This window comes from Bradyrhizobium sp. 31Argb (assembly GCF_043638955.1).
Classification (GTDB): domain Bacteria; phylum Pseudomonadota; class Alphaproteobacteria; order Rhizobiales; family Xanthobacteraceae; genus Bradyrhizobium.
Genome location: NZ_JBEGDB010000237.1, coordinates 1 through 10,660, shown reverse-complemented (window position 1 = coordinate 10,660; position 10,660 = coordinate 1). Strand labels below are relative to the sequence as shown.

At 61.5% G+C, this 10,660-nt stretch carries 8 protein-coding genes and 4 pseudogenes; 7 read left to right on the top strand and 5 right to left on the bottom strand.

Going from position 1 to position 10,660, the window contains the following annotated elements; genetic code table 11:
• The 3 pseudogenes from AAFX91_RS31775 to AAFX91_RS31765 form a co-directional block, all read left to right on the top strand.
• Positions 1-1,105, top strand: a pseudogene (locus AAFX91_RS31775) (hypothetical protein); the annotation flags it as partial.
• Positions 1,106-2,071: 966 nt separating this feature from the next.
• Positions 2,072-2,406, top strand: a pseudogene (locus AAFX91_RS31770) (helix-turn-helix domain-containing protein); the annotation flags it as partial.
• A 61-nt stretch (positions 2,407-2,467) separates the two neighbouring features.
• Positions 2,468-3,550: pseudogene (locus tag AAFX91_RS31765) on the top strand (IS256 family transposase); the annotation flags it as partial.
• Here AAFX91_RS31765 and AAFX91_RS31760 read toward each other — a convergent pair.
• Positions 3,541-3,813 (bottom strand): annotated as a pseudogene (locus tag AAFX91_RS31760) (transposase); the annotation flags it as partial. The pseudogenes AAFX91_RS31765 and AAFX91_RS31760 sit on opposite strands and share 10 nt — an antisense overlap.
• A gap of 500 nt (positions 3,814-4,313) precedes the next feature.
• Positions 4,314-4,853 carry a lipopolysaccharide assembly protein LapB gene (locus tag AAFX91_RS31755; protein WP_130583655.1) on the bottom strand — a complete coding sequence of 180 codons (540 nt, stop codon included), beginning with the start codon at positions 4,851-4,853 and terminating at the stop codon, positions 4,314-4,316.
• A gap of 229 nt (positions 4,854-5,082) precedes the next feature.
• On the opposite strand from AAFX91_RS31755, the gene AAFX91_RS31750 reads away from it, so the two are divergent.
• The 4 genes from AAFX91_RS31750 to AAFX91_RS31735 all read left to right on the top strand — a co-directional run bounded on the left by AAFX91_RS31750 (position 5,083) and on the right by AAFX91_RS31735 (position 7,375).
• Complete coding sequence (locus tag AAFX91_RS31750; protein WP_207234660.1) at positions 5,083-5,361, top strand: His-rich protein BRANT; 279 nt, start codon at positions 5,083-5,085, stop codon at positions 5,359-5,361.
• A 211-nt stretch (positions 5,362-5,572) separates the two neighbouring features.
• Entirely contained in the window at positions 5,573-6,001 is a 429-nt protein-coding gene (locus AAFX91_RS31745) for a hypothetical protein (protein WP_394569228.1), read from the top strand.
• A gap of 265 nt (positions 6,002-6,266) precedes the next feature.
• Positions 6,267-6,983, top strand: coding sequence for an outer membrane protein (locus tag AAFX91_RS31740; protein ID WP_130583657.1), 717 nt, complete (start codon positions 6,267-6,269; stop codon positions 6,981-6,983).
• Between the two features lie 152 nt (positions 6,984-7,135).
• Positions 7,136-7,375, top strand: coding sequence for a hypothetical protein (locus tag AAFX91_RS31735; RefSeq protein WP_394569227.1), 240 nt, complete (start codon positions 7,136-7,138; stop codon positions 7,373-7,375).
• On the opposite strand, the gene AAFX91_RS31730 is transcribed toward AAFX91_RS31735, so the two are convergent.
• The 3 genes from AAFX91_RS31730 to AAFX91_RS31720 all read right to left on the bottom strand — a co-directional run bounded on the left by AAFX91_RS31730 (position 7,352) and on the right by AAFX91_RS31720 (position 10,453).
• On the bottom strand, positions 7,352-7,651 hold the full coding sequence (locus tag AAFX91_RS31730; protein WP_282530842.1) for a hypothetical protein: 300 nt from the start codon (positions 7,649-7,651) through the stop codon (positions 7,352-7,354). The two genes, AAFX91_RS31735 and AAFX91_RS31730, sit on opposite strands and share 24 nt — an antisense overlap.
• A gap of 353 nt (positions 7,652-8,004) precedes the next feature.
• Complete coding sequence (locus AAFX91_RS31725; protein WP_394569226.1) at positions 8,005-8,433, bottom strand: hypothetical protein; 429 nt, start codon at positions 8,431-8,433, stop codon at positions 8,005-8,007.
• Positions 8,434-8,587: 154 nt separating this feature from the next.
• Entirely contained in the window at positions 8,588-10,453 is a 1,866-nt protein-coding gene (locus AAFX91_RS31720; protein WP_394569225.1) for an acyltransferase family protein, read from the bottom strand.
• Between the last annotated feature and the right edge of the window lie 207 nt (positions 10,454-10,660).

Genomic DNA, 10,660 nt, shown 5'->3' with positions numbered 1-10,660 from the left:
CGGAGCTCGTTCAAATACCTACGCGGGTCTGGACTCTTTCGTTGACCTGAATGCGCCGACGCCATCCGAATTGCGCGATGATGCTCACTTTGCACCAGCGCACCTGGCCGGAGCTCGTTCAAATACCTACGCGGGTCTGGACTCTTTCGTTGACCTGAATGCGCCGACGCCATCCGAATTGCGCGATGATGCTCAATCAGCGCCGGTGCTCGGCCCTGCCGGCTTTGTCGTCGGCGCATCGGGCTCGCTTGTGGAGCTTGAGGATATCGGACCTCTCGTCGGCGAGAATTGGCAGCATGGCTCCCGGCCGGTGCCGGATTTCCTGCTCGATGCCCTGGATAACATCGGCGTCCTGCCGACCCAGTTCAGCGGCCCAAGGCAGGTCTCCATCAACGGTGAGACCTACTCGATCACATTGCGGACGCGAGGACGCCGCGATGCGCAATTCATCCATCATCCTCGCCCTTCCCCCGTCCCAGATGCCCGGACCGGTACGTCAGTTACCGGCGCCTCTTCCGCCGGCCGCAGCGGACGCGTGCTAGGTGCCACGGACTGGCTGTCGAACGAGCATATCCAGCGGGACTATGAGCTCCTGACACAGGAGTTGCAGGAGAGCAATCCGGATCTCGCCGCCCGGACGCAGTTCGTGAATCCCCTGATAGCCCAAATGGTGCGGTCAGACGCGCTCGCGGCACAAGCACTCAATTGGATTGGCCATACAGACGACTTCCTGTTCCTGCCGGTAAACGATGCCGGCGCGGAGATAGAGCGGCGCGGCAGTCACTGGTCGCTGCTGCTGGTTGATCGCAGCGATCGGTCAAGGCCGCCGGTTGCCCATTACTACGATTCTCTGATGGTAGACGATGGGTACGGCTCTCAGGTGGGATATAATGACGGGCCCGCAGCGGAGCTCGCACGACGGCTGGGGGCCAACCCGCAACGGGCCGCAATGCGCCAGCAGAGCAACACCTATGATTGCGGCGTCTTTGTCGTGGACGGCACCCGGGAGCTGGTCAGGCGATTGGCAACAGGACAGCCGGACCTGCTGAACCTTAAGAACCTCAGGGTCAGTCGGCTGGCCCTGCAAAACCGGCTCAGGAGCTGAGGTCGGCTTGTGTCGATAGAACTGGCTGAAGCGGCTCTCGCCGACACCGGCCAGACCTTGTGTGCGAGGCTGAATCCGACAGTCGAAAGGCAAAGCTGGCGAAGCTGCTGACCAGTCGGCCAAAAGGCTGCGCGGCCCTTTCGAAGGAGGCGAGATTGAACCGGGCCATTCGAGCCTACCGGATGAATCTCGAAGGAATCCTTTCGAAGCACAGGCTGCGGCGGCCGCGCACTTGTGACTGGAAGAAGAATCGCAACCATCCATCTATGCGGAGAGTCAAAGACGCCCTGTCTTGGCACGGTCTGTTCAGTCACCGGCGCAGCCCGCGATGAGCGCGCCCACCGAATAGGTAAGCAGAAGCAGGCTGACAACCACCAGCGACATCATCGCGGCCGGAACAATGATCTGCGCTTCGGCGTGGAAACGATATCGCTCATGCGACCAGTGCCGGCTGCTTGCCGAGCATATCCGGTCTGATGCGGAGAGCGATCCAGAAACGAAGTAAACCCGGCCATCCCTTTCGGCACAGCAGGGCAAGTCGCGTTTGGGTCTCAATTTCGGGAAACCGCGGATATGTCCGCGACAGCCATGGTTACCGTCACGATAGGGAGGGCAACGACGGTTCTATCGCGGCGCGGCCATGCGCCGAAACATTTCTTTCCTCCGGGGATCGGCGGCACGATGAAGCAGAGCGCGACGACCAGGAGCCCGACGAAAGCAACTCCGAAGCCCATGTTGGTCTCTTGCATTCTCCGAGATCGCAGATAGGCCAACAGCCGACAAGCGGGACACGATTACGCCGCCTTGGTGCGTTGGAACCCCGAGCTTGGATTTGTTTGGAATGGCGGGTTTCGCGCCTTGATTGATAGGGCACCTGGCAATGGTGATGACTACTGGATCTAGTCATCTGGAACGTAAGTTCGTCACATTATATGATGGCGCGAATCTCTATAGAGGAGAGCGCTTGTGGCGAATGCAGGTGTGAGAGGCCGGCCAATCGAACCGTTGGTGCTGAGTCTGCAAGAGCGAGCATATTTAGAGAGGCAAGTTCGTCGTCATCGTGTAGCTCGGTCGCTGTCTGAGCGGTGCCGTGCGATCCTGCGGTGTGCAGACGGCTTGCCAAGCAAGTCTGTGGCTGCCGAACTCGGCATCCATGAACACACCGTTGGCAAGTGGCGCCGCCGATTCTTGAGGGATCGCTGTGATGGCTGCTTGACGAAGCTCGCCCCGGCCGCCCTCGAACCATCAACGACGATCAGGTTGCTGAGGTAATCGAGCGGACATTGCGTACGACGCCACCGAGGGTGTCAGAAAGAATGTGTAAGCAGGTTTCTGTGAGTTTACCTTACCGAGGAGACTCACATGACGACCGACACGACGATTACACCTGAACTACTGGATCAACTGCTTGCTAACTATGAGAAGCCTGAAGACCTCACAGGTGCAGACGGGCTTTTCAAGCAGCTGAAGAAGGCGCTGATTGAGCGGGCGCTTGGTGCGGAGCTGAGCGATCATCTTGGCTACGAGAAGGGGGACCCGGCTGGCCGCGGCAGCGGCAATAGCCGTAACGGAACCAGCGCGAAGACAATCCTGACCGAGGACGGCGAGATCGACATAGCTGTGCCACGCGACCGGGCCGGCAGCTTTGAGCCGCTATTGATCGCCAAGGGCCAGACCCGTTTCGACGGCTTTGACGACAAAATCCTGAGCCTCTACGCGCGCGGCATGACGGTGCGTGAGATCCAGGGGCATTTATCTGAACTTTATGGGGCCGAAGTCTCGCCGGATTTGATCAGCCGGGTCACCGACGCGATTCTCGACGAAGTTCGGGAATGGCAAAGTCGGCCGCTCGACCCGGTCTATCCGGTGGTATTTTTCGACGCGCTGCGGGTCAAGATTCGCGATGAAGGCATGGTCAAGAACAAGGCCGTCTATGTCGCGCTGGCGCTCAATCCGGACGGCGAGAAGGAGGTTCTGGGCTTGTGGATTGAGCAGACCGAAGGTGCCAAATTCTGGCTCAAGGTCGTCAACGACCTGAAGACGCGTGGAGTCAACGATATCCTGATCGCGGTGGTCGATGGGCTCAAGGGCTTTCCCGAGGCGATCGCCTCGGTCTATCCGCAGACCGTGGTGCAGACCTGCATCGTGCACCTGATCCGCAACAGCTTGGCGTTTGTAGCCTGGAAGAATCGCAAGGCGATCCTGCCTGCCATCAAGGCAATCTACCGGGCCGAGAATGCCGACATGGCGCTGGTCCGGCTCGAGGAGTTCGAGGACGAATGGGGCAAGCGCTATCCGGCGATCGGCCAGGCCTGGCGCCGCGCCTGGGAACAGGTCGTGCCGTTCTTCGCGTTCGCTCCTGGTGTCCGCAAGATGATCTACACGACCAACGCGGTCGAGGCGCTGCATCGTAGCTTGCGCAAGATCATCAAGACCCGCGGCAGTCCGGGATCGAGCACCGGCATCGGGGTCTCGTCGCAGAACACGCGCGGCGCGGCCGCGATTGTGCGCAGCTGGAGCTCATAGTAGAGGCTCTTGAGCCACCAGGCCGCACGCTTCACCCAGCCGGCAAGCGTCGACCGGTCAAGATGGACGCCCTGGCCGGCCAAAATCTGCACCTGCCGGTACAGCGGCAAATACCAGGCGAACTTCGAGACCACCACGTGAGTCACGAGCGCGGTCGAGGCCATGCCGCTCTCGATCAGGCGTGGCAACGCCTGGACGATCGTCGGGCGATCGGGCACGACGCTCGCGCGCCAACCCTTCGCCTTGATGTGCTCGCGGGCCTCAGCATCGGTCATACCGACCAGCGCCTTGAGGATCGGCGCCGCGCGACGCACGGTCCCGTCGGTCTCGAATTTGGCGACAAAATCGGGACCTACAACGCGGACCAAAGACCAGTTTTTCGTCGGCCATTTTCACCCGTCAAACCCGCCCTCCGCGCGCCATTTTCGGACCTATCCCGGGCCGCTTCCAGCCCGTCCCATGCGTTCATTCCGGCGGGGCGCCACACTCATCCACGGCCGGAAAGGCCTCTCTCCGGGCTTCTCTCACAAGTTTATTTTCGCCTAGAATAAACGCTGCAAAACCAGACTCGAAATGCAGACTCCGGGACTGTTTAACCCCATCAAGAGACGGAGAAGATAGGGTTTATTCAGCCTCCGCCCTCTCCCACAAGGGGAGAAGGGACGAATGCGGAGCACCGGCCTCAATACACCAGCCCGGTGCCGGGCGGCTTCTCCAGTGCGGCGGCGAGCGAGCGGTATTCCTCGCTGTTGGTGCCGGCGAGCTGGGCGATGCGGTTGAGATGATACTGCGCCTGGTCGCGGTTGCCCTGTTCGACCTGCCACAGACCGTAATACTGCCAGGTCTTGACGTGGTTCGGATCGGCCTTCAGCGCGCGCTCGTACCAGACTTGCGACAGCTTGTAGTCGCCGAGCTTGCGATAGGAATAACCGATCAGGTTGGCGACGGCGGCGGTGTCGTCGCGGTGCAGCGCCTTCAATTGCTCGATCGCGTTCGCATAATCGTGGCGGTCGTAGATCGTGGCATAGGCGGAACGATAGCCATTCTCGAAGGCGGCCTGTTCGACGCTCGGGCGGATCTCCGACCTCTTCTTGCCCTTGGGCGGCGGCGGCGGGGGCGGATCGTTATCCGGCGCGGCATAGACCGCGGTAACGACGGGCGCTGCCGCAAGCGTCAGCGACAACATGGCGAGCGTCAACAGCCTGATCGCGAATTTCTGCATGCCTCTCCCGGTGCTCCGAAACATTCCCGCTTCGGCACGCCATTTTGAAACTCACGCCTCGCAGACGTGACGCAGTCACGGACATGAACAGGATGTCATGCAGATGAACGAATTCCGTCCGCGCGTTTCAGCGTGGGTTCAGCGCCGCCGACTTAAGGTCATCGTCACTGATCGGCGAGCCCGGCCATCCGACCGGAGGTCTCAGCGATCCCTGGAAGAGGAGACAACCATGCTCAAGACCATTTCCGCGGCGCTGCTTGCGGTTTCCGTGATGGCCGCGCCCGCGTTTGCCGGCAACTATGGCAAGACGACCCACGCGCCGGTGATCAAGTCCGAGCTGGCGAAGCCCAAGGCGCTGAATGCCAATGCCAAGATGGTGCGCCACCATCATAAGCACCAGCGCTACGTCCGCCATCATGGCCACCACAAGCACATCGGTGTGATCAAGACGCATGTCACGCCGAAGGTCGCGGTCAAGCACATCGTGCGGCCCGCCAAGCGCGGCTGAACCCTGGCTTTCACGACTGGTCCGTCCGCCGCGGTTTTGATCCACATTGCCCCACCGCGCCGGCGGATATCAGGCCCACCCACGGCCATTGCATCCCCAATGGCCGTGGGATGGTGCATTGAGCCGACGCCGAGATCCGAATTCCCTTTCGCCGCTAGCCAGTCTAAGAAACCGCCGGGACCGATGCAGTCGACTTTGGGGCGAAAGGAACTTGGGGAAGAAAGCAAGACTTACGGCGATCCTGCTGTTGCCGATCGCGCTCGCGGCCTGCTCCGCATTGAGCAGCGACGACAACAGGTCGATCAGTTTCACCGATGACCGCGGTGTCGCCGACCAGCCGTTTCCGAAGAATTACCGCGTCGAGACCGTGGCGTTCATGCACACCTATCTCAATGATCCCACCGGCGTGCGGGACGCAGCCATGGCCGAGCCGGTGCAGCGGACGGTGGGCGGGCGGCTGCGCTACATCACCTGCCTGCGTTTCAGCGCCCGCGACTCGGACGGCGCCTATCGGCCGACGCGAGAGCGCGCGATCGTGTACGTCGATGGCCGCCTCGACCGCATGATGGAAAATGCTACCGAGCCTTGCGCCGGCGCGACCTACGCGCCATTTCCGGAGCTGGAGAACATGTCGCGGTAGCGCCGGTTCGGTGGCCGGAGGGTTACCGGGATCGGATCACTTCTCGGCGAGGGTTGAACCTCGGCTTAGTCAGATTCGACATCCGTTCTGGTGGCCGGCTCCGGATTAACCGGAGGAAAATTCTTCCATGCAATGGAACCAACGGGTGATGTTGCGGCGCTGTCACGGTGACGAACACGTGATGCTCTGGCGGTGCCCCAAAGCAACCTAATTGAAGTCACGTTGTTTGGATTGATGTCGCGACGTGAGTAAATGGGGAACTACCATGAAGAAGTGTTTGCTTGGCGCAGTCGCCCTGGCCGCATTCGCCGGCCCGGCTTTTGCGGCTGATATGCCGGCGCGGCCCTATACCAAGGCACCGCCGGCCTATACGGCGCCGGCGTTGGTTTACAATTGGACCGGTTTCTATATCGGCGGACATATCGGCGGCGGCTTCACCGACGGCAACAATCTGCTGGGCAGCGACGCGCGCTTCCTGGGCGGCGTGCAGGGCGGTTTTGACTATCAGTTCGCGCCGAACTGGGTGGCGGGCGTCGAGGCGCAATACAGCTGGCTGACGGGCGCCAGCAATAATGGCTTCGTGTTCCCCGCTGGAACGGTGGTAACGGGCAACACCGACCAGCTCGGCTCAGTGACCGGCCGGATCGGCTACACCTGGGGCCCGGCGCTGCTCTACGCCAAGGGCGGTTATGCCTGGCGTGAGAACAGCAACATCGGCGTCGCCTTCGCCGGCGTGCCGCAGCCCTTCACGACCGACGGTAACCGCAAGAATGGCTACACCGTGGGCGCCGGTCTCGAATACATGTTTGCGCCGAACTGGTCGGCCAAGGCCGAGTACCAGTATTACAATTTCGGCCACACGACCTTCACCTCCGGTCCGGCCGAGATCGTCGGCTCCCGCTTCCGGGACGACGAGCATACGGTCAAGGTCGGCGTGAACTACCGCTTCGGCTGGGGCGGGCCGGTCGCTTCCAAATACTGATCGCGGGTTTCCGCGGGGGCGAGGGCCGGCTTCCCCGCCGGCCCTTTTGCTGCAGGGCTACCGGCACCGCGAAAAATAATTTTTGCAGTGCACGGAACTTTCACCCTCGATGGTTTATTATGCCGGCCGCCGGGCCAGGTGGACATACGAACATGCGTGCTTTTGCGTTAGGGTTGATTTTCTCTGCGGCGATATCGCCATGCCTTGCCCAGACCGTGCTGAAATCCGAGCCGCTGCTTCTCGCGCCCTACGAAGTCGCCTTTGTTCAGGATCCGGCCTGCGGGGTTGGCAAGGTGCTCAAGGTCACCGGCGCGATCAGGGGATTACACCGGCGCAAGGCGTGCGTGACGCTGGCCTCGGAGCAGGCCTCACTGGTGAGCGCGACGCCGTAAGGGTTCTTCCTGCGGCGGCTCGGGCGGCGAGAGCTGTGGCTCGATCCGCGCCTCGCGTTCGGCATCGGCCTTGTTCTTGGCAGGGTCTTCGTTCGGCTCCGCCTGGCAGGGCCTGATCTCGTAATCATTGTCCAGGACCGGCCGCGGGGCGGCCTTGTCATCCTCCGTCGCCACGTCCACGACCAGGCCGCTCTTCCGGGCGACCTTCCAGACATCCGCCTCAGTCGGATAGGCCTTGCTCAGCTTGGCGTCGTTGGAAAACAGCGCGTAGGGCATTCTTATTCGCGGCTCCGCAAAGGCAGTCAACGCCGACCCCGCCCCCCGAGTTTCAGCGTCGCCAACCGTCTTGTTTCACGCCCAGGTGAGGGCGTCCGTCACCCCATCTTGAGTCCCTAATAAGTGGTGAATCCCGCAAAAAAGAATCCGCAAGACTCCGGTGCTAGAATCGCCGGATGGTCCAGGCCATGACAACGGTTCTGCACACATCCAGCGAACGCGTGCATGTCACGCTCACTGTGGCGCTGTTGGTCGCCTCCGTGGCCAATATGCTGCTGGTATGGGCCTGGCTCTGACCGCCAAGACGTTAGCGGGACAGTCGGGGGACTACTCTATTCGGTGGAGCGGGGCGGCTAGGTGCCCTCGCCGAGGCTGGCGCGGACCTTGGCCATGGTGGCACGGCAATATTCCTCGCGCTCGCGGGTGAACCGCTCCTGGTGCGCGCGGAAGCTTGCCACCCGGGCACGGATTTCGGACTGGAAATCGGCGGGGAGGTCGAGACCCGCGATCTGAGGCGGCTTCGCCTGAGATGGCCTTGCCTCAGGGTGCATTGTCCGAGCGGGCATCGTCTGAGCGGGCTTGGGCGGGACGGCGACCGGGATGATCGCTGTCGGCTCGGCGAGCACGGCTTCGACGTTAACCACGGCGGTGGTTATGGTCGCGCGGACGGTCGTTTCGGTGGCCGGCGACAACAACTCGGCGTCGGGCTTCTTGCCGGTCACCGATTGCACGAACGCCATTGTCTGAGCGATCAGGAGATCGCGTTCTTTCATCCATTTCATGGCACACCTCGGCCTCATTCGACTGCAGCAAAGGTTGCCTCCGGAATCAAGCATCCCAAGTTATGGCAGTCCCAATTTCCACCGAGGTGACAAAAGAGTAACACCGCGTCAATCGGAAGAGATCGTTTACCATAACAGGTCGAAGCCGCCGTCCTCACGGGCGCGGTGGAAACGGTAGCAATTCCTTGCCGATCGCTCTGATCAGAAACTTCGAGCCGGCGTCGGACAGGTGCACGATATCGGTTATCAGCACCTGGTTGGCGTTGGTCCCGATTCCGGTCAGACAGCCCGCAGCATTGCACAGCGTATGCCAGGCCGAGATGTACTCGATTCCTTCGGCTTTGCTGAAAGCCTCCATCCGCTGATCATTGTCCAAGCCCGATACGCCCACCGCGATCCTCTCCGGAATCTCGTGCCAAGCCCGGTAGTGATTGACGAGCGTATGGGGAAGCGTTCGCTTCCAGACCGGCAGTGGACCCAGGATCACGATGCGCCGGACCTTGCTGGCGCGCAGCCGTGCGATCGTCTCGCGCAACTTGTCGAGGTCGTTGTTCGTACCCCACATGGCATGGAGCAGCACGACATCCGGATGCGCGGACTGAAGTAGGCCGAAGGCGGTGCGATGGACTTCGTCGCAGCGCGCATTCGCGCCCGAATCCAGGATCGGCGCGCAGCCCGGTGCGCTGAACCTCGCCAGCCGGAACGATCCGCTCGCGGCCTCTGCTTCCTTCAAGCCCGGATAGAGCGCGGCCGCGGTGGAATCGCCCCACAAGAATACGAGCGGCTGCGTTCCTTGCTCGATGCAGTCAGCGTTGAATTCAGCGCCCGGCGTTTCCAGGAAACACTTGTCGCTAAATCCCGCGTTGTCCTTCGCCTGGGTCCGCGCGATCGCCTGCACCTCCACAGGAAAACGAAAATCGAATCCGGCCGCGGCGATGGTCACGAGACCGGCAATGCCCACCAGGGCGAGACCGAGCGCTAGTCTCTTGACTGCCCGGTCGTAGTGGCGAAGCGGAATTTCGACAAAGCGGAATGTCAGCCAGGAAAGAATCACGGAGACGGCGACCGCCGCCCAGATCTCCATGACGTTCGGCACGCCGTTGCGCAGAATGCCGAGATAGGACAGGACCGGCCAATGCCAGAGATAAAGCGGATAGCTGATCAGGCCGATCCATACCATTGGTCGGTTCGACAGCAGCATCTTGTTCACGGCCGAATTCGGCGTGGCGATCAGCAATACCGCGCCGAACACCGGCAGCAGGGCGTAGAGGCCCGGGAATGCGCTGGTGCGATCTAACAGCAGCGCCGGACCAAGGATCGCGGCAAGGCCCACCAGGGCAAGATACTCGCCGATCCGCTTGTCCCAGCTAACGCTCTTCCGTACGACCAGGTGGGCAAGAAGTCCGCCCGCGAGCAACTCCCAGGCGCGCGTGAGCGGTGAGTAGAACGCGACGGTCTCGTAGCCGAAGAAGATGCTCAGGCTGAACGCAAACGAGACCAGCGCGATGAGCGCGATCCATCGGCCGCGGATTGCGGTCGCGGAGAGAAGAAGGATCACCGGCGGCCAGAAGATATAGAACTGCTCTTCGACGCCCAGCGACCAGAGATGCAGCAGCGGATTGTCCGCGGCGGCAGGCGCGAAATACCCGGTTTGCCTGAGCTGGAACAGATTGGCCGCAAAGGCGACGCCGGCGGCAATGTTCTCGCCGAGCAGCACGAATTGATCGGGCAGCAGCGCGAACCATCCAACCAGATAGGTCGCGGTAAGCACGACGACGAGGGCTGGAAAGATGCGGCGAACGCGCCGCGCATAGAAATCGGCGAAAGAGAAGGTGCCGACATCGACCCTCGTCAGGATGATCCGCGTGATCAGGAAGCCGGAGATGACGAAGAAGACGTCAACGCCGATAAAGCCGCCCGGCACCAGCCAAGGCTGGGCATGATAACCGACGACCAGCAGAACGGAGATTGCCCTCAGCCCGTCGATGTCGGGCCGATAGAGCGTTTCGTGATGCGCCATTGTGCGGATGGTGTACCCGGTCCACGGCGACGCCGCCAGAGCGGGCAGGGGGCCGCTTCATCACGCATTAAATGTTTGTGGCCCGCTTACGGCTTCGTGACCGGCGTCTAGAGCATTTTCGGTTCTGATGGAATCAGAACCGAAGCTCTAGATTCTTGTTTTGACGCGTTTTCTTCACGCGAACCGGTGTCCACTTCGCTCGAAAAC